The following is a 21756-nucleotide window of genomic DNA, read 5'->3' as shown; positions in this document are numbered from 1 at the left end:
TGAAAGCGCCGACCTGCTACTGGGCGGCACCCGTATCGCCGCCGGCATCACCGCTGTCACCGGCGGCATCGCCACTTGCGTCACCGTTGTCGTCGCCATCCGCCGGCGCATCGGTCTGGCCCGGAGTCTTGGCGCCCTTGGCGGCGTCTTCAGCCTGCTTCTTCTGCAGTGCCCGGTAGCGGGCAACGTTCTCATTGTGCTCGGCAAGCGTGGTGGCAAAGACGTGGCCGCCGGTGCCGTCGGCGACGAAATAGAGATCATCGGTCTTCGACGGGTTGGCGACGGCTTCGAGCGCGGCGCGGCCGGGATTGGCGATCGGCGTCGGCGGCAGGCCGTTGATCAGATAGGTGTTGTAAGGCGTCTGTTTCTGGATGTCAGATTGATAAATCGGCCGGTCGGCGGGTTTGCCCTTGCCGCCGAACAGGCCGTAAATGATGGTCGGATCGGATTGCAGCCGCATGCCCTTGGCCAGACGGTTGAGGAAGACGGCGGCAACGCGCGAGCGCTCGTCGCCCCGGCCGGTTTCCTTTTCGACGATCGAGGCCAAGGTGACGAAGTCGTCGACATTGGCCAGAGGCAGGTCGGGCGCGCGCCGCTGCCAGACCTCGTCGACCAGCTTCTTCTGGTCGGCGAGCAGCTTGTCGACCATCTGTTGGCGCGTGGCGCCGCGGGTAAAGCGCAGCGTGTCGGTGGCGAGGCTGCCCTCAGCCGGCTTGGCGGCCGGCATGTCGCCGGTCAGCGCATCCTGCTCGGCGATGCGCTGCAGCGCCTGCTCGACCGTCAGGCCCTCGGGAATGGTCAGCGAATACATCACCGACTTGCCGCTCTTCAGAAGCTCCATGATGTCGCGCATGGAGGCGCGCGGCTTTATCTCGTATTCGCCTGCCTTCAGCGCTGAATCATTGCCATAGACCCGCACGGCGATGCGGAAGATGCGGGCATCGCTGATCAGCCCACGCCGTTCGAGCTGGTCGGCAATATCCTGGACGCCGGTGCTCGGCTTGACCAGGAAGGTGTCGCCGGCCACCGACGGGCCCGGTTCGTTGAATGCCTGCTTGCCGAAATAGAGCGAAACGCCGGCGGCGAGGATCATCAACATCACCGCGGAGATGACGAAGTTCATGAACACGACGACTTGGCTGCGCGAGGCGCGCGAGCGCTTTGGTGGTGGTGTGCCGGCTTCCGGGCGCAAAGCTTCGGCCGCGGTCTTCGGCACGATCGGGCCGGTCTGCTGGTTTTGTCCGAATTGTCCGCTGCCGCCCGGATTGGTGTTCATTAGCGCCCTACCATCTGATCTCTTAGAGCGACCATGCGCCCGATTGGACGCACAGCGTGCCCTAACATTTCAAGCCTACGCATCGTGCTTTTAAAAAAAGCGCCTTCGGTTTCAGGCCGATGCGACGAATCCCCAGCGGCAGAGTAGGCTTGAATATGGCAAAATTGACGACAGACCGCTGGCGCGCCGGTCGATACCGCAATCAGCCTGTATAACGCTGGAATACCAGCGAAGCGTTGGTGCCGCCGAAGCCGAAGGAGTTGGACAGCGCCACGTCGACCTGGCGATGCCGTGGCGTGTTCGGAACAAGATCGATCGCGGTTTCGCGTTCCGGGTTGTCAAGATTGATGGTGGCTGGCGCGATGTTGTCTCTGATAGCGAGGATCGAAAAGATCGCCTCGGCGGCGCCCGCGGCACCCAGGAGATGGCCGATCGACGACTTGGTCGATGACATCGAGATTTTCGAGGCGGCGTTGCCGACCAGCCGCTCGACGGCGCCGAGTTCGATCGTGTCGGCCATGGTCGAGGTGCCGTGCGCGTTGATGTAGTCGACGTCGGCGGGCGTCAGCTTGGCCCGGTTCAGCGCCGCCGTCATGCAGCGGAAGGCGCCGTCGCCGTCTTCGGCCGGTGCAGTGATGTGATAGGCATCGCCGGTCAGGCCGTAGCCGGTGACCTCGGCATAGATCTTGGCGCCGCGCGCCTTGGCGTGTTCGAGTTCTTCCAGCACGACGACCCCGGCGCCCTCGCCCATGACGAAGCCGTCACGGTCGCGGTCATAGGGACGCGAGGCCTTCTCAGGCGTGTCGTTGCGGTCGGTGGACAGTGCCCGGCAAGCAGCGAAGCCGGCAAGCGATAGTCTGGTCACCGGCGATTCCGCGCCGCCGGCCAGCATCACGTCGGCATCGCCGAAGATGATCAGGCGGGCGGCATCGCCAATGGCGTGCGCGCCGGTCGAGCAGGCGGTGACGACGGCGTGGTTGGGGCCTTTCAGCCCATGCCGGATCGATACCTGGCCAGATACCAGGTTGATAATGTTGCCGGGAATGAAGAATGGACTGATACGGCGCGGTCCGCGCTCTTTCAGGATGATAGCGTTCTCGGCGATGCCCTCGAGGCCGCCAATGCCGGAGCCGATCATGACGCCGGTGGCGCAGCGCTCGGCTTCGGTGCTGGGCTCCCAGCCGGAATCCTTCAGCGCTTCGTCGGCGGCCGCAATCCCGTAAAGGATGAAGTCGCCGATCTTGCGCAGTTCCTTGGGCTCGAGCACGGCTTCGGGATTGAGCGTGCCGTTGGTGCCGTCACCGCGCGGAATGACGTGGGCTATCTTGCAGGCAAGATCTTCCACTTCGAACTCGGTGACGCGCTTGGCGGCGCTGCGGCCGGTCAGAAGTTCCTTCCAGCTGTGCTCGAAGCCCATGCCGAACGGCGAAACCAGGCCAAGGCCCGTGACGACGACACGCCTCATCGCAGGTCCTCCCCGGTGATGACTGCGGATAGTGTCAGGCCGAAGCCTTGTCGATGTACTTCACGGCATCGCCGACGGTCAGGATGGTCTCGGCCGCATCGTCCGGAATCTCGACGCCGAACTCTTCTTCGAAGGCCATGACGAGTTCGACCGTGTCGAGGCTGTCCGCGCCCAGATCATCGATGAAGCTCGCCTGCTCCGTCACCTTGTCGGCATCGACGCCAAGATGTTCGATGACGATCTTCTTGACGCGCTCTGCGGTGTCACTCATTTGGGGCATCCTCGTCTTTTGTTTGTCTGTCTTCGTTAGCGGGCAGAATGCCGCTAATCAAGCTGAAAGATGGTCCTGCCGGAAACGCAACGATGCCGGACCGGTTTTTGCCCGAACCGCCGGGTTGCGGGCCGCATTACACGAAAAATGGCTGAGGTCCAAGGCGAAATGGTCTCTTTTCACAAGCCGGCCATGTCTTCTTATCACCAGGCAATATCCCGTCAGATCATGGCCATGCCGCCGTTGACATGGATGGTCTGGCCGGTGACGTAGGCTGCCTCGTTGGAGGCGAGATAGGCGACGGCCGACGCCACTTCAACACTCGTGCCCATACGGCGCGTCGGGATCGCGGCCATTATCGCGTCTTTCTGCTTGTCGTTGAGCTTGTCGGTCATGGCCGATTCGATAAAGCCCGGGGCGACGCAGTTGACGGTGATGTTGCGGGTGGCGATCTCCTGCGCCAGCGACTTGGAAAAGCCGATCATGCCGGCCTTGGAGGCGCAATAATTGGTCTGGCCAGGATTGCCGGTGACGCCGACCACCGAGGTGATGTTGATGATGCGGCCATGGCGGCGGCGCATCATCGGATGGGTCAGCTCGCGGGTCAGCCGGAACACGGCGGTGAGGTTCACCTCCAGCACGCTGTCCCAATCCGCGTCCGCCATGCGCACGAACAGGCCGTCCTTGGTGATGCCGGCATTGTTGACCAGTATGTCGACGCCTTCGAGTTCGGCTTCGGCCTTCTGACCAAGCGCCTTGACCTCGTCACGGTCGGCAAGATTGGCCGGGAACAGCTTTACCCGGTCGCCGAGTTCGCCGGCCAGGGTCTCCAGTTTCTCGATGCGGGTGCCGTGCAGGCCGACAATGGCGCCTTGCGCATGCAGCACCCGGGCAATCGCCTCGCCAATGCCGCCCGATGCGCCGGTGACGAGCGCCTTGCGGCCGGTCAGTTCGAACATTTTCGTCTCCTGATCTTAAGAGAACACCCTTCCCACGGGAGGGGTTGAATCGCCAGTGGATTATGCAAGAGCGGCCAGCGCCGCCTCGACATCGGCCGGCGTGCCGACGGCCGATGTGGCGATGTCGCGGCTGATCCGCCGCGCCAGGCCGGAAAGCACCTTGCCGGCGCCGATCTCAAACAGCGTGGCGACGCCATTGGCGCCGAACCACTCCACCGTTTCGCGCCAGCGCACGCGGCCGGTGATCTGCTCGACCAGGCGGCGCGCGATCTCGTCGGGGTCGCTGGTCGGGACTACAGTGACGTTGGAGACGACGGGCACCACCGGTGCATTCTTGGTCACCCCGGCCAGCGCCTCGCGCATGACATCGGCCGCCGGCGCCATCAGCGCCGAATGGAAGGGGGCCGAGACCTGCAGCATCAGCGCCCGCTTGGCGCCCTTTTCGGTGCACAGTTTCGCGGCGAGTTCCACCGCCGCCCTGGCGCCGGAGATCACCAGTTGGCCGCCGCCATTGTCGTTGGCGATCTGGCAGACTTTGCCGGATCCCGTTGCGGCCTCGGTGCAAGCGGCTTCAACGTCGGGCTGTTCCAGTCCGATGATCGCCGCCATGGCGCCCTCGCCGGCCGGCACCGCCGCCTGCATGGCGTTGCCGCGGATGCGCAGCAGCCGGGCGGCATCGGCGACCGAAACGAAACCGGCCGCGGCAAGGGCGGAATATTCGCCGAGCGAATGACCGGCAACGTAGGCAACCTTGTCCTTCAGCGAAAAGCCGCGCGCTTCCAGCGAGCGGATTCCCGCCAGCGAGACCGCCATCAGCGCCGGCTGGGCATTGGCAGTCAGGGTCAGCGCCTCTTCCGGGCCTTCCCAGATCAGTTTCGACAGCTTTTCGCCCAACGCATCATCGACTTCCTCGAACACCCTGCGTGCCTCGGGGAAGGCGTCGGCGAGGTCCTTGCCCATGCCGACAGCCTGGCTGCCCTGTCCCGGAAAGGTGAATGCGACGGCCATTTGGGCGCTCTCCAGCGGCTGATTTTTCCTGCCTGTGACGCAAGGCGGACCGTCAAGTCAAGCCCGGAGGCGGCATTTCCGCTCTCGCTTGAACCGGAGCTGACCTCGAGTCCCTGTTCCCAAAGGCTTTTCGCCGATCACACCTGATGAAAACCGCTCACGAATCGTTTGCTGGCTCTTCTTATTTTCGCCACAGGCGCTAGCTTTTGCATGACAGTTCTATGACAGAACGGTGGCGCGAGTGGAAATTCGCGTTGCTTGGGCCGGGGGAAGAGACGTGGCTAGGATCAGGAAGGGCGCGGCCGTATCCGCGCCACAGTTCTTGGAAGACGATCCGTCCACCGGCTACCTGCCGGGGCGCAGATGGCCGGTCATCCGCTACGGTCTGGTCACGCTGCTTGCCTCCGCCATCCTGGTGTTCGCCATCGAATGGATCGTGCGCGGCGACTTCTTCGGCACAGTCGACTTCTTCCTGCAGCCATTCAAGCCGGGCTGGACCACCATCATTGTCTTTGCATTGGTGCTGATGGGACTGGACGCCGTGCTTGGCCGCAGTCACCAGAGCCTGATGATCGTGGCGCCGCTGACGCTGGCGCTGGCCTTTGTCGGGCATCAGAAGTCGCATTATCTCGGCGATCCGCTCTACCCAACCGATTTTCTTTATTCGCGCCAGATCATGGCACTGATGCCGCTCCTGGTGCGCGAGCGGCCTTGGACGGCGCTCGCCATGGCGGTCGGCATCGTCGCCGGCCTGTCGCTGCTGATCTATGGCTGGCGGTTGTGGCGCCGCAAGGTTCCGATCCTCAGCCGCAAAGGGCGGCTGGCGCGGCTGACGCTGGCAGTGCCGCTGCTCGCCTTCTTCGTCTCGATCATGGACTACGCCACCTTCTCATGGACCCGCGACCGGCTGCAGATCATCCCGATCATGTGGGACCAGAAGGAGAACTACGCCTCCAACGGGTTTGCGCTGGCCTTCGCGCTCAACGTGCCGATGGCGCATGTCTCGGCGCCGGCGGGCTATTCCGACAAGGCGATCGACGCGATCGACAGGCCTGCTGTGGCGGCCTCGGTACCGGATGAGAAACCCGACATCATCGTGGTGATGAGCGAATCTTTCTGGGATCCGACCAAGCTGCCCGGCGTCACAATCACGCCTGACCCGATCCCCAATGTGCGGGCGCTGCGTTCCGGCTATATGTTTTCGCCGGAATTCGGCGGCATGACCGCCAACATCGAATTCGAGGCGCTGACCGGCTTTTCCAATGCCTTCCTGCCGGCAGGCTCGATCCCCTACCAGCAATATGTGCGCACGCCGACGCCGTCGCTGGCGACCTTCCTGAAAAGCGAGGGCTACCGGGCGCGCGCCATCCATCCGGGCACCAACTGGTTCTGGAACAGAGGCGCCGTCTATGCCGATTTCGGTTTCAACGATTTCCGCTCGGAAGAGACGCTGCCGCCACTGGAAAAGCGCGGGCCGCTGGCTTCCGATGCGTCGATGACCGACGAGATCATCGCAGAGGCCGACGCCAGCGAGCGGCCGGTGTTCTTCTTCGCCGTCAGCCTGCAGAACCACGGTCCCTACGAGCCGTACCGCTATTACAATCCGACCCACAAGGTCGCGGCGCCGATCAGCACATGGGCGCGGGAATCGCTGCTCAGCTATGCCGAAGGCTCCGCCGATGCCGACCGTGGCCTCGAACGATTGATCGAATGGGCGAAGAAGCGCGAGCGGCCGACGGTCATCGCCTTCTTCGGCGACCATCTGCCGCCGCTCGGCCCCGTCTATGTCGAAACCGGTTACCTGAAGGACAATGTCGCGCCGCGCAAGGAACCGACGCCGGAGGCGGCACTGGAGCATCATCAGACGCCGCTGGTCATCTGGTCTAACCGCACCGGTCCGGCGCAGGATATGGGCGCGGTGAGCCCGGCCTTCCTGCCCTACCATATCCTTACCACGGCCGGGATCACGCACCCCTACTATACCGGCTTCTTAGGCGCGCTGCGCGAACGCTATCGCGTCGTGGATCGCAATCTGCTTCTGACACCGTCAGGTGAGGCCACGGCGGACTGGGCGCGGCAGAAGGACATCGATCCGGCGATCAACGATTTCCGCCTGCTGCAATACGATATGATGTTCGGCAAGCGTAAGGCGGCTCCGGACTTCTTCCCCGAAACGATCAACGGTCGTACCCCGCATACGAGTTGATGCCTGGTCTTTTCCAACCCTGCGACGCCAGGACGCTGTCCGGAGCATGCGTTACCCTTGCCTTCCAGCCAAATTGCTAATATAGACGCCCGCAATCTGCCGGTCCTTGCTGGGGGCTGAACGGAGGGCCGGAGGTTTTACCCAAAACCTTCGTGTGAAGCCAGAAGCGCTTCCGCCTCCCGTGTCTCCGCTCTCGACCGTCTCGAAATGCTCCTTTCTTCCTCGCCCCCTCGGGACCAGCGGGTCAGAGAAGTTGCAGAGGCTTTTGCCGCGAGGATCCGGGAGAGAAACGAAGAAAGGCACTGAACCACTATGGCTCTATACGAACATGTGTTCCTTGCCCGGCAGGACCTCTCGCAGCAGCAGGTCGATGCGCTTGTCGAACAGTACAAGGGCGTCATCTCCGCAAATGGCGGGTCCGTCGGCCGGGTCGAGAACTGGGGACTGAAGTCCCTCACCTACCGGGTCAACAAGAACCGGAAGGCTTACTACACGCTTATGGACCTCAACTGCCCGCCGGCAGCGCTCAACGAGATGGAGCGCCAGATGGGCCTGTCCGAGGACGTGCTGCGTTTCCTGACCGTCAAGGTCGAGGCGCATGAGGAAGGCCCGTCGGCCATGATGCAGAAGCGCGAAGAGCGCTCGGAACGCGGCGGCTTCGGCGACCGCGACCGTGGTGATCGTGGTCCGCGCTCGTTCGGCGACCGTGATCGCGGCGACCGTGGCGATCGTCCGCCGCGCTCATTTGGCGACGCCGGTGGTGATCGTGGTCCGCGCCGTCCGCGCGAAGGCGTTGAAGGAGGTGCAGAATAATGGTCGACATCAATCAGATCCCGACCCGGCGCCCGTTCCATCGCCGCCGCAAGACCTGCCCGTTCTCCGGCGCCAACGCGCCCAAGATCGACTACAAGGACGTGCGTCTTCTGCAGCGCTACATTTCCGAGCGCGGCAAGATCGTGCCGTCGCGCATCACCGCCGTCAGCCAGAAGAAGCAGCGCGAACTCGCCAAGGCGATCAAGCGCGCCCGCTTCCTCGGCCTGCTGCCCTACGTGGTTCGCTAAGACTTTCGAGCGGGCGGTTCGCCGCCTGCTTCCTTCTCCCACGGCGACGGGCGCCGCAGGGGTAATTTGATGATGCATGTCGTTGTCCCAAAACCGGGACCACTCTTGGCGACATGCATTGAAATCCCGAGTTGAGGTGAAAAGCCTCTAACTGCCGCGACAGGCAGGACAGCGACACCGGCGCCAAGGCGCTCAGAGCTTCCTGACCTGTTCCATTCAATTCGGCGCCGATCCCGCGGTCGGTGCCCAGACGAAGGAACAAAACCATGCAAGTGATTCTTCTCGAACGCGTTTCCCGCCTCGGCCAGATGGGCGATACCGTCAAGGTCAAGGACGGCTTTGCCCGCAACTTCCTCTTGCCGCAGGGCAAGGCGCTGCGCGCCAACGAAGCCAACAAGAAGAAGTTCGAAGGGCAGCGCGCGCAGCTCGAAGCGCGCAACCTCGAGCGCAAGTCGGAAGCCAGCCAGGTTGCCGAAAAGCTCGACGGCAAGAGCTTCATCGCCGTGCGTTCGGCCGGCGAGACAGGCCAGCTCTACGGTTCGGTGTCGACCCGCGACATCGCCGACCTGCTGACCGCCGAAGGGTTCTCGGTCAACCGCAACCAGATCCAGCTCAACCAGCCGATCAAGACCATCGGCGTCACCAATGTGGCGATTGCGCTGCATCCGGAAGTCGAGGTCACCATCAGCCTCAACATCGCCCGCACGGCCGACGAAGCCCAGCGCCAGGCCAAGGGCGAGACGCTGACCACCGCCGAAGCCATCTATGGCGATGACATCAACGACAACGCACGGCCGGAGAACTTCTTCGACCCGAACACCGAGTTCGAAGGCGGCGAAGAAGACAACGCCTGATCCCGCACTGGGCCTGATCGGGAAGCGAGGGAGCAGCGCTCCAATCACTTCCTCGTCATCCAGCCTTTCTGGACCAATGCCCGGGCCTCTCGCCCGGGCATTTTTGTGCCAAATGGAACTTTTCGAACCCCTATATATTGTTGCAGAATTGGTCCGCCAGTCTGACCGTGAGGGGACATTTGGTGATGAATATTCTGTTGAAACGCGTTCTCGACCGCCTGGTGCGTACGGGCAATCTGAAAGTCACCGGCCCGAAGGGCTCGACAGTGGTTTTCGGCGACGGCAGCGGCGAGCCGGTGCATATGCACATCAAGACCGCGCATGCCGAGCGCGCCATTACCTTCGATCCGATGCTGGCGGTGCCGGAAGCCTATATGGACGGCGAACTCGACATCATCGAGGGCGGCGTACTGGGTATGATGCGCATCGCCTTCCAGAACATGGGCAGCGGCGGTATCGACGCCACCTGGTCGAAGGCTATCGAGGGCCTGCGCCACGCCTTTCGCCGCCTGCAGCAGATCAACACCGCATCGCGGGCGCGCCGCAACGTGCAGCGCCACTATGATTTGTCGGGTGACATCTACCGGCTCTTCCTCGACGAGGACATGCAGTATTCCTGCGCCTATTTCGAACAGCCGGACATGACGCTCGACGAGGCGCAGATGGCCAAGAAACGCCATATCGCCGCCAAGCTCAGGCTGAAGGCCGGGCAGACCGTGCTCGATATCGGCTCCGGCTGGGGTGGACTCGGCCTCTATCTCGCCAAGGCTTTCGATGTCGACGTGCAAGGCGTGACGCTGTCGACCGAGCAGCACGGCGTCGCCACCGACCGGGCGCATGCGCAAGGCTTGCAGGACCGCGTGCATTTCGACCTCAAGGACTACCGCGAGCTCAACGAACGCTTCGACCGCATCGTCTCGGTCGGGATGTTCGAGCATGTCGGCGTCAACCACTTCCGCACCTTCTTCGACAAGTCGGCGACGCTGTTGAAGCCCGACGGCGTCATGCTCTTGCACACGATCGGCCGCTCCGGCGTGCCGTGGGCGACCAGCGCCTTCATCCGCAAGTACATTTTTCCGGGCGGCTACATTCCCTCGCTGTCGGAGGTGATGCCGGCGATCGAGAAGTCGGGGCTTGTGGTCACCGACATCGAGATTCTGCGGCTGCACTATGCCGATACGCTGAAGCATTGGGGCCAGCGCTTTGCCGCCAACCGCGACAAGGCCAAGGCCATCTATGACGAGCGCTTCTGCAGGATGTGGGAGTTCTATCTGGCGGCTTCGGAAGCCGCCTTCCGCTGGCAGGATCTGGTGATCTTCCAGATCCAGATCGCCAAGAAGAACGACACGCTGCCAATGACGCGCGACTACATGGCAAAATGTGAAAAGGCGCTCGAAATGCGCGAAATGGGGCATCGTCAGGAGGCGGCGGCCGCCGAGCCTGCTGTCGCCAGGTCTGTGCCTGCCAGGTCCGTTGCTGTCAGGTCCGTTGCGGCCAAGCCAGCGCGCCGTCGCAAGGTGGCGGATCGCGAATAACGCCTCGATTGCGATTGCCGCTTGCCATTGACGGCTCTGACACTGAAAAAGGTCTCGTTCTCGCGAGACCTTTTTTAATGACCTGCCTGCCCACCATCGCCACCACCCTTGTCGAGTTCGCCCGCGCCTCGGTGCTCGCGGCACGCGGAGCCTGAGCGTGGAACTCCCCGCCTCGCTGCGACAAGGCGTCGAGCGCCTGCTCGAAACGATACCGCTGGCGGTGCTGCGCCAGGCGGCGAAGACGCTGTCTGACCGCTACCGCGCCGAATTGCGCGACGGCCGCCTGCACATGGCCGAAGAGATGGCGGTAAAAGCCTATCTGGCGACGCGGCTGCCGGCGACCTACGCGGCGGTACGGGCCGGTCTCGACGAACTCGCCTATGCGCGGCCCGATTTCCAGCCAACGAGCCTGCTCGATGTCGGCGCCGGTCCTGGCACGGTGCTTTGGGCCACTACAGACCTGTGGCCCGACCTCGAAGAGGCGGTTCTGGTTGAAGCAAGCGCCGCGGTGCGCAAGGTTGGCCAGTCGCTCGCCCTTGATACCATCGCCACCAGGATGGACTGGCGCGCCGGCGACGTGACCATCGACCTTGCCGATCTCAAGCCTGCCGATCTGGTCACCTGCGCCTATGTGCTGGACGAAATCGCGCCGGCATCGCTGCCGAAGCTTGTCGGCCGGCTCTGGCAGTTGACCGGCGACACACTGCTGATCGTCGAGCCCGGCACACCGGCCGGCTGGCAGCGCATCCTGGCAGTGCGCAGGCAATTGCTGGAGGCCGGGGCGCATGTGCTGGCGCCTTGTCCGCATGAGGCGCCCTGCCCGCTTGAGCCCCCCGACTGGTGTCATTTTTCGCGCCGCGTCGCCCGCTCGCGCCTGCATCGCCTGGCCAAGGACGCCGACGTGCCGTGGGAGGACGAGAAATTCATCTACGTCGCGGCTTCGCGGCAACCCGCGCCTGCACGTCAGCCGCGCGTGATTGCGCCGCCGAAATCGGGCTCCGGCAAGGTGCTGCTCAAACTGTGCCAGCCGGATGGCGGCGCCGGCGAGACACTTTTCACCAAGCGCGAGGGCGAGTTGTTCAAGGCAGCGCGGCGGCTGGACTGGGGCGATACATTGGACGGAAGAAGCGGATAATCACCGAGATTGTTCTTGCTCTGTTCCAACGACTCGGATAAAAGTCAGCGCCTTTCTGAGTCAACCGGAATCGGGGCGCGGAAACACTCTTCTGTGGACGGTTTGCCGCCCCTGTGAACAAACGGGGCATCAAGGTTGATTGGTCGTGCGGTGATGCAGAAAGGTCAGCACCGATTTATCTCGTTCTGATATCGAGAAGCCGGGATCAAAATCGGGGACATCATGGCAGAGGCAGCGCGAAAATTCGGCGTGGCGGAGCAGCAACCGCTTTATCGTGAAGCGCCGAACAACATCGAGGCCGAGCAGGCGCTGCTCGGCGCCATCCTCGTCAACAACGATGCCTTCTACCGCGTCTCCGACTTCCTCAAGGCCGGCCATTTCTACGAGCCGCTGCACCGGAAAATCTTCGAGGTCGCGGCCGAGCTCATCCGCATGGGCAAGGTGGCGACGCCGATCACGCTGAAAACCTTCCTGCCGGCCGACGAGAAGGTCGGCGACATGACGGTGGCGCAATATGTGGTTCGTCTGGCGGTCGAAGCCGTCACCGTCGTCAATGCCACCGATTATGGCCGCGCCATCTACGATCTGGCCACGCGCCGGGCACTGATTACCGTCGGCGAGGACATGGTCAACATCGCCTATGACGCGCCGGTCGACATGGCGCCGTCCGAACAGATCGAGGATGCCGAGCGGCGGCTGTTCGAACTGGCCGAAACCGGCCGTTACGACGGCGGCTTCGAGAGCTTCACCGACGCGGTCAAGACCGCCGTCGACATGGCCAACGCCGCCTATATGCGCGACGGCCATTTGTCGGGCCTCGCCACCGGCATGCGCGATCTCGACCGCCGCATGGGTGGCCTGCAGGCGTCGGATCTGATCATCATTGCCGGCCGTCCGGGCATGGGCAAGACGTCGCTCGCCACCAACATCGCCTTCAACATCGCCGAGATGTATGAGCCGGCGCAACAGGCCGACGGCTCGTTCAAGGCAGCCAATGGCGGCGTCGTCGGCTTCTTCTCACTGGAAATGTCGTCCGAGCAGCTCGCCACCCGCATCATTTCCGAACAGACGGAAATTTCGTCGTCAAAAATCCGCCGCGGCGAGATTTCAGAGATGGATTTCGAAAAGCTGGTCGCCTGCTCGCAGACCATGCAGAAGATCCCGCTGTTCATCGACCAGACCGGCGGTATCTCGATCGCGCAGCTGTCGGCGCGGGCGCGGCGGCTGAAGCGTCAGCGCGGCCTCGACCTCATCGTCATCGACTATATCCAGCTGATGCAGGGGTCGAGCGCGAAATCGTCGCAGAACCGGGTGCAGGAAATCACCGAGATCACCACCGGCCTGAAGGCGCTGGCCAAGGAGCTCTCCGTTCCGATCATCGCGCTGTCGCAGCTGTCGCGTCAGGTCGAAAGCCGCGAAGACAAGCGCCCGCAGCTGTCCGATCTTCGCGAATCCGGCTCGATCGAGCAGGACGCCGACGTGGTGATGTTCGTCTATCGCGAGGAATATTATCTGAAGAACCGCGAGCCGAAGCCCGGCACCGACGAGTACATCAAGTGGGAACACGAGATGAACGAGATGCGCGGCAAGGCCGAAGTCATCGTCGCCAAGCAGCGCCACGGCCCGACAGGTTCGGTGAGCCTCGCCTTCCAGGGCGAGTTCACACGGTTTTCCGACCTCGCCGAAGAGCATCATATTGCGGAGAGGTTCGAGTAGCTTTTTGGCCTACCGCAGCGCTCCGTCACACCCCCCTCTGGCCTGCCGGCCATCTCCCCCGCAAGGGGGGAGATCAGCAGCTTTGCGAATGGCGCTCATCTTGCGACGTTGGGGATTGGCGAAAGCAGCGACGATAGCCAATCTCCCCCCTTGCGGGGGAGATGTCCGGCAGGACAGAGGGGGGTGTGCAGGATCACCCTCCTTCGGTCATTTGCAGGCAGCATCACTCCATGGCTAAATCGCGCGTCCAGTTCATCTGCCAGAATTGCGGCTCGGTGCATCAGCGCTGGGCCGGTAAATGCGATGCTTGCGGCGAGTGGAACACACTCGTCGAGGAAGGCACGTCCGGCGGCATCGGCTCGGGACCGGCCAACACGCGCAATGCGCGCAAGGGCCGCGCCGTGGTGCTGACCAGCCTGTCCGGTGACATCGAGGATGCGCCGCGGATCATCTCCGGCATTGGCGAACTCGACCGCGCCACCGGCGGCGGTTTCGTGCGCGGCTCGGCGCTGCTGGTCGGCGGCGATCCCGGCATCGGCAAGTCGACGCTGCTCACCCAGGCCGCAGCAGCATTGGCGTCAAAAGGCCACCGCATCGTCTATGTCTCGGGCGAAGAGGCTGTCGCGCAGATCCGGCTGCGGGCGCAGCGGCTTGGCGTCGCCGACACGCCGGTCGAACTTGCCGCCGAGACCAATGTCGAGGATATCCTGGCAACAATAGCCGACGGCAGAAGGCCGGACCTCGTCATCCTCGATTCCATCCAGACGCTGTGGACCGACATGGCCGACTCGGCGCCCGGCACCGTCACCCAGGTGCGCGCCTCGGCGCAAGCGATGATCCGCTACGCCAAATCCACCGGTGCTGCCATCGTGCTGGTCGGCCATGTCACCAAGGAAGGCCAGATCGCCGGTCCGCGCGTCGTCGAGCACATGGTCGACGCCGTTCTCTATTTCGAAGGCGAAGGCGGCCATCACTATCGCATCCTTCGCACGGTGAAGAACCGTTTTGGGCCGACCGACGAGATCGGCGTCTTCGAGATGTCGGACAAGGGCTTGCGCGAGGTCGCCAATCCGTCGGAGCTGTTCCTCGGCGAACGCCACGCAAAATCGCCGGGTGCCGCGGTATTTGCCGGCATGGAAGGGACACGTCCGGTGCTGGTCGAGATCCAGGCACTGGTGGCGCCGTCCACATTGGGCACGCCGCGCCGTGCCGTCGTCGGCTGGGACGGCGCACGGCTGTCGATGATCCTTGCCGTGCTCGAAGCCCATTGCGGCGTGCGCTTCGGCACCCACGATGTCTACCTCAACGTAGCCGGCGGCTACCGGATTTCCGAGCCGGCGGCCGATCTGGCGGTTGCCGCTGCACTGGTTTCGTCGCTCACCGGTCTTGCCCTTCCCGCCGATTGCGTCTATTTCGGCGAAATCAGCCTGTCGGGCGCAGTGAGGCCGGTTGCGCATGCGCAGCAGCGCCTTAAAGAGGCCGAAAAGCTGGGTTTTGGAAGTGCGGTTCTGCCCTTGGGCAGCGAGGAGGTTGTCGGGGGGATCGGGGCCGGCGCTTTCCACCCGACCGAACTTGCCGATCTCGTCGCACGCATAGCCGGCTCACGGCGCAGCCGTGTCGACGTGGAAGATTGACGCGGCTCGCCCGAGCCGTGAAAAGACAATCTGAGTGGGGCGAATGACATGCCGATTACGCTGCTGGACGGAATTCTCGTCGGCTTCACCCTGGTCTCGGCGATGCTCGCCATGGTTCGCGGCCTGTCACGCGAAATCCTGTCCGTCGTGTCCTGGGCGGCTGCCGCCGCGGCGGCATTCTTCTTCTACAAGCCGGTGCTGCCTTACGTTCAGCCCTATGTCGAAAGCGACAAGATCGCCATGGCGGCATCCGCCGGCATCGTCTTCCTCATCGCGCTGATCGTCGTTTCCGTCATCACCATGAAGCTTGCCGACTGGATCATCGATTCCAGGATCGGCGCGCTCGACCGTACGCTGGGCTTCCTCTATGGCGCCGCGCGCGGCGTCCTCGTCGTCGCCGTGGCGCTGCTGTTCTTCAACTGGCTGGCCGGCGCCAAGGCCCCTGCCTGGATCGCCAACGCCAAGTCGAAGCCGCTGCTCGAGACCATCGGCGCCAAGCTGGAAAGCCTGCTGCCCGAAGATCCGGAAAACGCCATCCTGAAGAAGCTCAATCCGAATCAGCCGGCAGCCGAGACGCCTCCGGCGGCCGATGCACCGGCGGCGGATGCTCCGGCAACCGGTGACGATACGCCGGCGCCCGACGACGAGACCGACGCTCCGGCCGATAACGCACCCGCGCCCGCTGCTCCGGCCGCGCCGGCAAACTGATACGGACGGATGGTGCCGGACAGGCGCCATCCCGGCAGTTCCGGCCTGACTACGTTGCTTTCGCGGCGCTATCGCACTATATGGCCATTTTAGCGGAGCTTGAGCCCCATGGCAGTTTCGAAGGCAGACGCGGACGACGTGCTTTCCGCCGAAGCAGACGATCATTTTCACGACGAATGCGGCGTGTTCGGCATTTTCGGCCGGCAGGACGCTGCGGCCATCGTCACGCTAGGCCTGCATGCGCTGCAGCATCGCGGCCAGGAAGCGGCCGGCATCGTCTCCTATGACGGCACGCAGTTCCATGTCGAACGCCATGTCGGCCTGATCGGCGACACCTTCACCAAGCAGCACGTCATCGACAGCCTGCAAGGCAACCGTGCCATCGGCCACACGCGCTATGCCACGACCGGCGGCGCCGGCATGCGCAACATCCAGCCTTTCTTCGCCGAACTCGCCGATGGCGGCTTTGCCGTCGCCCATAACGGCAATCTCACCAACGCCATGACCGTGCAGCGCGCGCTGCAGAAACAGGGCGCGATCTTCTCGTCGACCTCGGACACCGAGACGCTGCTGCATCTCGTTGCCACCAGCAAGGAACGCGATTTGAATTCGCGCTTCATCGACGCCGTGCGTCAGGTCGAAGGCGCTTTCTCGCTGGTCGCGATGACCTCCAAGAAGATGATCGGCTGCCGCGATCCGCTCGGCATCCGCCCGCTGGTGCTCGGCGACCTCGACGGCGCCTGGATCCTGGCCTCCGAAACCTGCGCGCTCGACATTATCGGCGCCCGCTTCGTGCGCGACCTGAAGCCCGGCGAAATGGTCGTGGTGACCTCGAAGGGCATCGAGAGCCTGTTCCCCTTCGAGCCGCAGAAGACCCGCTTCTGCATCTTCGAATATGTCTATTTCGCCCGCCCGGACTCCTCGGTCGAAGGCCGCAATGTCTACGAAGTGCGCAAGCGTATCGGCGCCGAATTGGCGCAGGAAAGCCCGGTCGAGGCCGATATCGTCGTGCCGGTGCCGGATTCCGGCACGCCGGCGGCAATCGGCTTTTCCCAGGCGGCAGGCATCCCCTTCGAACTCGGTATCATCCGCAACCACTATGTCGGCCGAACCTTCATCCAGCCCGGCGATTCGATCCGCCATATGGGCGTCAAGCTCAAGCACAACGCCAACCGCCGGATGATCGAGGGCAAGCGCGTGGTGTTGGTCGACGATTCGATCGTGCGCGGCACCACCAGCCAGAAGATCGTGCAGATGGTGCGCGACGCCGGCGCCAAGGAAGTGCACATGCGAATCGCCTCGCCGCCGACCAGCGCGTCGTGCTTCTACGGCGTCGACACGCCGGAGAAGTCGAAGCTTTTGGCATCGCGCATGTCGATCGAGGAAATGGCCGAGTTCATCCGTGTCGATTCGCTCGGCTTCCTCACCATTGACGGGCTCTACCGCGCCGTCGGCGAAGCCAGCCGCGACAATGAGCAGCCGCAATTCTGCGACGCCTGTTTCACCGGCCAGTACCCGACCCGCCTGCTCGACTTCGAAGGCCACGACAATGTGCGCACGCTGTCGCTGCTGGCGAACAACGGGGCGTAAAGCCCAACTGCTATCCTTGAAAGCGCTCGCATGACCCTCGACCTCTCCGGCCGCGTCGCGGTGGTTACCGGCGCCTCGCGCGGCATCGGCTACTTCATCGCCAGGGAACTTGCCGCCGCCGGCGCGCATGTCATTGCGGTTGCCCGGACCGTCGGCGGGCTGGAAGAACTCGACGACCAGATCAAGGCCGCGCGCGCGAAAACCGGCAAGGGCGAAGCGACGTTGGTGCCTCTCGACCTCTCAGACATGGCCGGCATCGACCGGTTGGGCGGCGCCATTCACGAGCGCTGGGGCAAGCTCGACATTCTGGTGGCCAATGCCGGTGTGCTCGGCGTCATCTCGCCGATCGGCCATGTCGAGGCCAAAACCTTCGAGAAGGTAATGACCATCAATGTCACCTCGACCTGGCGGCTGATCCGCTCGGTCGACCCGCTGCTCAGGCTGTCCGACGCCGGCCGCGCCATTCTCATGTCGTCCGGGGCCGCGCATTCGGCGCGCGCCTTCTGGGCGCCCTATGCGGCGTCGAAGGCGGCTGTGGAAGCCATGACGCGTTCCTGGGCGCATGAGACGCAGAGCCTGGCGCTCCGCATCAATGCCGTCGACCCCGGTGCCACCCGCACCGCCATGCGTGCACAGGCCGCGCCCGGCGAGGATCCGGAAACGCTGCCGCACCCCTCAGAGGTTGCAAAACGCATCGTGCCGCTGGCGAGCCCCGAGCTGAAAGAGACGGGGCTGATCTTCCAGGTCAAGAACAACCGCTTCGTCGCCTACCGGCAGCCGGAATAAACCGGGTTGTAGCGGGATTAAACAGGCCCCCAGTTACGTTTCTTCGAATGTAGGACATTCGAAACCGGAGGACCGACATGCGTAGACTTCTTCTCGTTGCCGCCGCCGCGATTGCCGCCACAGCCGGCGTGGCGCTGGCGCAAGACGCAAAGATGAGTTTCTTCGTCACCAGCGTCGGTTCCGGCAAAGGCGCCGATCTCGGCGGTCTCAAGGGTGCCGACGCGCATTGCGCCTCGCTGGCGGAAGCGGCTGGGGTTACCGGCAAGGAATGGCACGCCTATCTCTCGAGCGCCAATGTCGATGCGCGCGACCGTATCGGCAAGGGTCCCTGGGTCAACGCCAAGGGCGAGAAGATTGCCGATGACGTCGCCTCGCTGCACAGCGACGCCAACGCCATCAACAAGCAGACGGCGCTGACCGAGAAGGGCCAAGTGGTCAATGGCCGCGGCGACAAGCCGAACCGGCACGACATATTGACCGGCTCGAAGCCTGACGGCACCAAGATCGCCGACCAGACCTGCGGCGACTGGACCTTGAGCGGGGCGGAGGGCGCGGCGATGATGGGCCATCACGACCGCACCGGCCTTGATGAGTCGGCGGCGGCGAAATCCTGGAACTCCTCGCATGCCTCGCGCGGCGGCTGCAGCCAGGAGGCGCTGAAAGGCACCGGCGGCGACGGCCTGTTCTACTGCTTTGCCGCGAACTGAGAGACGTCTGGGAGCGGTTCGTTCACGGGTCTGTGATGGTCCGGCAGGTCCCTCCCCCATCGCCCTGCTTTCGCCATCAGCCGGGAGTTGCTAGGGTCGACCCGACTCCGACACCCAGCAAAGCGAGGAATTCCCATGGCTGCTCCCAGCGTAGCATTGGTCTGGTACCTGGTGATCGCCGGCCCGCAAGGCGGCATGGTGGTGCTGCCCAGCACCTTCGACACCCGCGAACAGTGCACAAACGCGATTACCGAATATCAGAAGCAGCCGACGCCGGCCGGCTGGGCGGTCAACTGCGTGCCGAGCGCCTCCCCGTTTACCGATGAGGGCGACGCGGAAGAGCCTGCGGCGCAGTAGCGCAATCTCCCCCCTCGAGGGGGAGATGGCCGGCAGGCCAGAGGGGGTCGCCTCGCGTAGAGTGCCAACCTCCTTCCGCACAAAGGGCGTCGCGTCCAGTCGGCCCGACCCCCTCTGTCGCCTTCGGCGACATCTCCCCCTCAAGGGGGGAGATCAGGCGCGCGCCTTCACCGTCAGCTCCGGCTTGCTGTTGATGGTCTGGAAGACCACGCAATAGCGTTCCGTCAGCTTGATCAGCGCGTCGATGCGATCCTGCGGCTCATCCGTGTCGAGGTTGAAATTCAGCCGGATGGCGCGAAAGCCCACGGGGGCGTCCTTGGCCACGCCCAGCGTGCCGCGAAAATCGAGATCGCCTTCGGCCTCGACGGTCGCCGCGCCGAGTTTGAACTCTAGTGCGGTGGCCACCGCCTTCAGCGTCACCCCGGCGCACGCCACCAGCGCCTCCAAAAGCATATCGCCCGAACACAATTCGAGCCCGGAACCGCCGGGCGCCGGATGCAGGCCGGCGACCGCCAGCGCCCTCCCCGTCTCGACCTTGCAGGCAATCGACTGGTCGTCGATGGAGCCTTTGGCGCGAAGCGTGATCAGCGCTCGAGAGGAATCGTCGCGATAAGCCTCCTTGATCGGTGCCTGCATGGCCTTGAGTGCGGTGGCGTCCATGTTGCATTCCTTTTCGAGTCCGTCGCGCTTTGATAGCACTGATATGCCGGCGAGACAGCGCCCCCCTCTGCCTGCCGGCCACCTCCCCACAGGGTGGAGATCTGCAGCTCCGCCGATGGCGCTTTCTACGCCGGCGATTAGCGAAGGCGGTCGCGACATCCAATCTCCACCCCTGTGGGGGGAGATGTCCGGCAGGACAGAGGGGGCTGAAGGAATGCTACCTCACGAAGAGTTACTTTGACTTCGACCGCCCCGGCCATACCTAAGCAGAGTCATTCCCGCGGAGACATCATGCCGTTCAAGCTGAAACTGATCTCGCTTACCCTGTTGGTGCTTGCAGCCTTCGCGCAGCCAGTCCTCGCCGAAACGCCCGAGCGCCCCGCACCGGCAGGCGGCGTGCTGTCGCTGCTGCCGGCACCGCAGACGACCAGCCATTCAATCACCATTGCCGGGCGCAAGCTGGACTATCAGGCTAAGGCCGGCACGCTGTCGCTGCTATCCGGCAAGGGCGAGGTCACTGCGGAAATCTTCTATGTCGCCTATACGCTGCCGCCACTGGCGGGCGCGGAGAAGGCTCGCCCCATCACCTTCGTCTTCAATGGCGGCCCGGGCGCGGCATCCGCCTATCTGCATCTCGGCGCACTCGGCCCGCGTGTCGTCGCGACCGGCGCCGATGGCCAATTCCTGCCGCCGCCGCAAAAGCTGATCGACAATCCCGACAGCTGGCTCGACATGACCGACCTCGTCTTCGTCGATCCGGTCGGCACCGGCTACAGCCGCGAGGCCCCCGGCCAGGACACGAAAGATTTTTGGGGCGTCAGCCCGGACGCCAGTTCGATCGGCGCTTTCATCCGGCTCTATCTCGCCCAGAACGGCCGCACCGGATCGCCGCTCTTCCTTGCCGGCGAAAGCTATGGCGGGTTCCGCGCGGCACTTCTCGCCAGGACCCTGCAGGAAGATGTCGGCCTGAGCCCCAACGGCATCGTGCTGATCTCGCCTGCACTGGAGTTCACGCTGGTGCTGCCCGACGAATTCCAGCCGCTGCATTGGGCGCTGGAACTGCCCTCGCTGGCGGCGGTGCGCCTGCGCAGCGAAGGCCTCAGCGGCGAAGCACTGCGCGAAAAGCTCGCCGAGGTCGAAAAGTATGCGCTGGGCGACTACCTCACGGCTCTGACCGGCGGGCTGGAACAGGGCGGGCGGCTGGCCAGCCAGCGCGTGGCCGATATCACCGGCCTGCCGCTCGACCTCGTGCAACGCAATTTCGCCCGCATCCCGACCGCCCTGTTCGCGCGCGAATTCCAGCGCGCCAGTGGCAAAGTGCTCAGCCCGTATGACGGCACCATCGCCACCAGCGACATCGCCCCGGAGAGCGCCCGCAGCGCCGGCCCGGATCCGGTGCTCGACCGCAGCGTGCCGGCGCTGACCTCGGCCTTTGTCGGTTATGCGCGCGACGAGCTGAATTTTCGCACCGATGTCAGCTACAGGTTGCTCAATGGCGATGTGACCCACGCCTGGGACTATGGCGGCTCGCGGCAAGGCTATGCCGGGGTGATGGACGATCTGCAGCGGGCGCGCTCGCTCAACCCGGGGCTCGGCGTGGTGATCGTCAACGGCGACACCGATCTGGTCACTCCCTATCTGGCCTCACGCTATCTGGTGAGCCAAATCCCGACGCTCGGCGGGGCAAAACCCATCCGTCTCGACGTCATCGAGGGCGGCCACATGATGTATCTCAGGCCGGGCGGCCGGCGCGCCCTGAAGGAGGCCGCTTCGGAGCTCTACCAGGCAACACAGTGACGGCGTGCCCACGCTGTCGGCCAGGCTGCGC

General features: G+C 64.0%; 20 protein-coding genes. 14 read left to right on the top strand and 6 right to left on the bottom strand.

The features are described from left to right. Window positions 1-16: 16 nt before the first annotated feature. The 5 genes from mltG to fabD all read right to left on the bottom strand — a co-directional run bounded on the left by mltG (window position 17) and on the right by fabD (window position 4979). Complete coding sequence (gene mltG / locus NKJ78_RS07880; RefSeq protein WP_023672727.1) at window positions 17-1276, bottom strand: endolytic transglycosylase MltG; 1260 nt, start codon at window positions 1274-1276, stop codon at window positions 17-19. Between the two features lie 202 nt (window positions 1277-1478). Further along, on the bottom strand, window positions 1479-2741 hold the full coding sequence (gene fabF, locus NKJ78_RS07875) for a beta-ketoacyl-ACP synthase II (protein ID WP_023685687.1): 1263 nt from the start codon (window positions 2739-2741) through the stop codon (window positions 1479-1481). Between the two features lie 34 nt (window positions 2742-2775). Next, on the bottom strand, window positions 2776-3012 hold the full coding sequence (locus NKJ78_RS07870) for an acyl carrier protein (RefSeq protein WP_006203723.1): 237 nt from the start codon (window positions 3010-3012) through the stop codon (window positions 2776-2778). Window positions 3013-3233: 221 nt separating this feature from the next. Continuing rightward, entirely contained in the window at window positions 3234-3971 is a 738-nt protein-coding gene (fabG, locus tag NKJ78_RS07865; protein ID WP_023685686.1) for a 3-oxoacyl-[acyl-carrier-protein] reductase, read from the bottom strand. Between the two features lie 60 nt (window positions 3972-4031). Continuing rightward, the gene (fabD, locus tag NKJ78_RS07860; RefSeq protein WP_023705360.1) at window positions 4032-4979 is read right to left on the bottom strand and encodes an ACP S-malonyltransferase; all 948 of its coding nucleotides are present in this window, start codon (window positions 4977-4979) and stop codon (window positions 4032-4034) included. A 277-nt stretch (window positions 4980-5256) separates the two neighbouring features. Here fabD and NKJ78_RS07855 point away from each other — a divergent pair, with 277 nt between their 5' ends. The 13 genes from NKJ78_RS07855 to NKJ78_RS07795 all read left to right on the top strand — a co-directional run bounded on the left by NKJ78_RS07855 (window position 5257) and on the right by NKJ78_RS07795 (window position 19268). After that, window positions 5257-7185, top strand: a complete 1929-nt coding sequence (locus NKJ78_RS07855) for an LTA synthase family protein (RefSeq protein WP_352459633.1) — start codon at window positions 5257-5259, stop codon at window positions 7183-7185. 312 nt (window positions 7186-7497) lie between these two features. Further along, entirely contained in the window at window positions 7498-7998 is a 501-nt protein-coding gene (gene rpsF, locus NKJ78_RS07850; RefSeq protein WP_023672722.1) for a 30S ribosomal protein S6, read from the top strand. After that, the gene (rpsR, locus tag NKJ78_RS07845; protein WP_006203718.1) at window positions 7998-8246 is read left to right on the top strand and encodes a 30S ribosomal protein S18; all 249 of its coding nucleotides are present in this window, start codon (window positions 7998-8000) and stop codon (window positions 8244-8246) included. Before rpsF ends, rpsR begins: the two co-directional genes overlap by 1 nt. 266 nt (window positions 8247-8512) lie before the next feature. After that, window positions 8513-9100, top strand: a complete 588-nt coding sequence (rplI, locus tag NKJ78_RS07840; protein WP_023738603.1) for a 50S ribosomal protein L9 — start codon at window positions 8513-8515, stop codon at window positions 9098-9100. Between the two features lie 185 nt (window positions 9101-9285). Continuing rightward, window positions 9286-10635 carry a cyclopropane fatty acid synthase gene (locus NKJ78_RS07835; protein ID WP_023738602.1) on the top strand — a complete coding sequence of 450 codons (1350 nt, stop codon included), beginning with the start codon at window positions 9286-9288 and terminating at the stop codon, window positions 10633-10635. 157 nt (window positions 10636-10792) lie between these two features. Beyond that, entirely contained in the window at window positions 10793-11770 is a 978-nt protein-coding gene (locus NKJ78_RS07830) for a small ribosomal subunit Rsm22 family protein (RefSeq protein WP_023738601.1), read from the top strand. A 222-nt stretch (window positions 11771-11992) separates the two neighbouring features. Continuing rightward, the gene (locus NKJ78_RS07825) at window positions 11993-13486 is read left to right on the top strand and encodes a replicative DNA helicase (RefSeq protein WP_023731144.1); all 1494 of its coding nucleotides are present in this window, start codon (window positions 11993-11995) and stop codon (window positions 13484-13486) included. A gap of 230 nt (window positions 13487-13716) precedes the next feature. Continuing rightward, window positions 13717-15120, top strand: a complete 1404-nt coding sequence (radA, locus tag NKJ78_RS07820; RefSeq protein ID WP_352459634.1) for a DNA repair protein RadA — start codon at window positions 13717-13719, stop codon at window positions 15118-15120. A 48-nt stretch (window positions 15121-15168) separates the two neighbouring features. Next, on the top strand, window positions 15169-15828 hold the full coding sequence (locus NKJ78_RS07815; protein WP_023738600.1) for a CvpA family protein: 660 nt from the start codon (window positions 15169-15171) through the stop codon (window positions 15826-15828). A 108-nt stretch (window positions 15829-15936) separates the two neighbouring features. Next, window positions 15937-17418, top strand: a complete 1482-nt coding sequence (gene purF / locus NKJ78_RS07810; protein WP_023672714.1) for an amidophosphoribosyltransferase — start codon at window positions 15937-15939, stop codon at window positions 17416-17418. Between the two features lie 30 nt (window positions 17419-17448). Further along, on the top strand, window positions 17449-18204 hold the full coding sequence (locus tag NKJ78_RS07805) for an SDR family NAD(P)-dependent oxidoreductase (RefSeq protein WP_023738599.1): 756 nt from the start codon (window positions 17449-17451) through the stop codon (window positions 18202-18204). A 77-nt stretch (window positions 18205-18281) separates the two neighbouring features. Further along, window positions 18282-18911 (top strand): hypothetical protein, encoded by a 630-nt coding sequence (locus tag NKJ78_RS07800; protein ID WP_023708609.1) that lies wholly within the window; start codon window positions 18282-18284, stop codon window positions 18909-18911. 135 nt (window positions 18912-19046) lie between these two features. Continuing rightward, complete coding sequence (locus tag NKJ78_RS07795) at window positions 19047-19268, top strand: hypothetical protein (protein ID WP_023689120.1); 222 nt, start codon at window positions 19047-19049, stop codon at window positions 19266-19268. 153 nt (window positions 19269-19421) lie between these two features. On the opposite strand, the gene NKJ78_RS07790 is transcribed toward NKJ78_RS07795, so the two are convergent. Beyond that, window positions 19422-19928 (bottom strand): OsmC family protein, encoded by a 507-nt coding sequence (locus NKJ78_RS07790; RefSeq protein ID WP_352562409.1) that lies wholly within the window; start codon window positions 19926-19928, stop codon window positions 19422-19424. 291 nt (window positions 19929-20219) lie between these two features. Here NKJ78_RS07790 and NKJ78_RS07785 point away from each other — a divergent pair, with 291 nt between their 5' ends. Next, complete coding sequence (locus NKJ78_RS07785) at window positions 20220-21725, top strand: S10 family peptidase (RefSeq protein WP_352459636.1); 1506 nt, start codon at window positions 20220-20222, stop codon at window positions 21723-21725. Window positions 21726-21756: the final 31 nt, after the last annotated feature.

This window comes from Mesorhizobium sp. M0037 (genome assembly GCF_040323635.1).
Taxonomy (GTDB): Bacteria; Pseudomonadota; Alphaproteobacteria; order Rhizobiales; family Rhizobiaceae; genus Mesorhizobium.
This window is presented reverse-complemented; position numbering and strand designations above follow the sequence as displayed.

Bases quoted from the DNA above. Each gene is read 5' to 3' on its own strand.
- mltG (WP_023672727.1), bottom strand. From the start codon at position 1,276: ATGAACACCAATCCGGGCGGCAGCGGACAATTCGGACAAAACCAGCAG.
- fabF (WP_023685687.1), bottom strand. From the start codon at position 2,741: ATGAGGCGTGTCGTCGTCACGGGCCTTGGCCTGGTTTCGCCGTTCGGC.
- NKJ78_RS07870 (WP_006203723.1), bottom strand. From the start codon at position 3,012: ATGAGTGACACCGCAGAGCGCGTCAAGAAGATCGTCATCGAACATCTT.
- fabG (WP_023685686.1), bottom strand. From the start codon at position 3,971: ATGTTCGAACTGACCGGCCGCAAGGCGCTCGTCACCGGCGCATCGGGC.
- fabD (WP_023705360.1), bottom strand. From the start codon at position 4,979: ATGGCCGTCGCATTCACCTTTCCGGGACAGGGCAGCCAGGCTGTCGGC.
- rpsF (WP_023672722.1), top strand. From the start codon at position 7,498: ATGGCTCTATACGAACATGTGTTCCTTGCCCGGCAGGACCTCTCGCAG.
- rpsR (WP_006203718.1), top strand. From the start codon at position 7,998: ATGGTCGACATCAATCAGATCCCGACCCGGCGCCCGTTCCATCGCCGC.
- rplI (WP_023738603.1), top strand. From the start codon at position 8,513: ATGCAAGTGATTCTTCTCGAACGCGTTTCCCGCCTCGGCCAGATGGGC.
- NKJ78_RS07835 (WP_023738602.1), top strand. From the start codon at position 9,286: ATGAATATTCTGTTGAAACGCGTTCTCGACCGCCTGGTGCGTACGGGC.
- NKJ78_RS07825 (WP_023731144.1), top strand. From the start codon at position 11,993: ATGGCAGAGGCAGCGCGAAAATTCGGCGTGGCGGAGCAGCAACCGCTT.
- radA (WP_352459634.1), top strand. From the start codon at position 13,717: ATGGCTAAATCGCGCGTCCAGTTCATCTGCCAGAATTGCGGCTCGGTG.
- NKJ78_RS07815 (WP_023738600.1), top strand. From the start codon at position 15,169: ATGCCGATTACGCTGCTGGACGGAATTCTCGTCGGCTTCACCCTGGTC.
- purF (WP_023672714.1), top strand. From the start codon at position 15,937: ATGGCAGTTTCGAAGGCAGACGCGGACGACGTGCTTTCCGCCGAAGCA.
- NKJ78_RS07805 (WP_023738599.1), top strand. From the start codon at position 17,449: ATGACCCTCGACCTCTCCGGCCGCGTCGCGGTGGTTACCGGCGCCTCG.
- NKJ78_RS07800 (WP_023708609.1), top strand. From the start codon at position 18,282: ATGCGTAGACTTCTTCTCGTTGCCGCCGCCGCGATTGCCGCCACAGCC.
- NKJ78_RS07795 (WP_023689120.1), top strand. From the start codon at position 19,047: ATGGCTGCTCCCAGCGTAGCATTGGTCTGGTACCTGGTGATCGCCGGC.
- NKJ78_RS07790 (WP_352562409.1), bottom strand. From the start codon at position 19,928: ATGGACGCCACCGCACTCAAGGCCATGCAGGCACCGATCAAGGAGGCT.
- NKJ78_RS07785 (WP_352459636.1), top strand. From the start codon at position 20,220: ATGCCGTTCAAGCTGAAACTGATCTCGCTTACCCTGTTGGTGCTTGCA.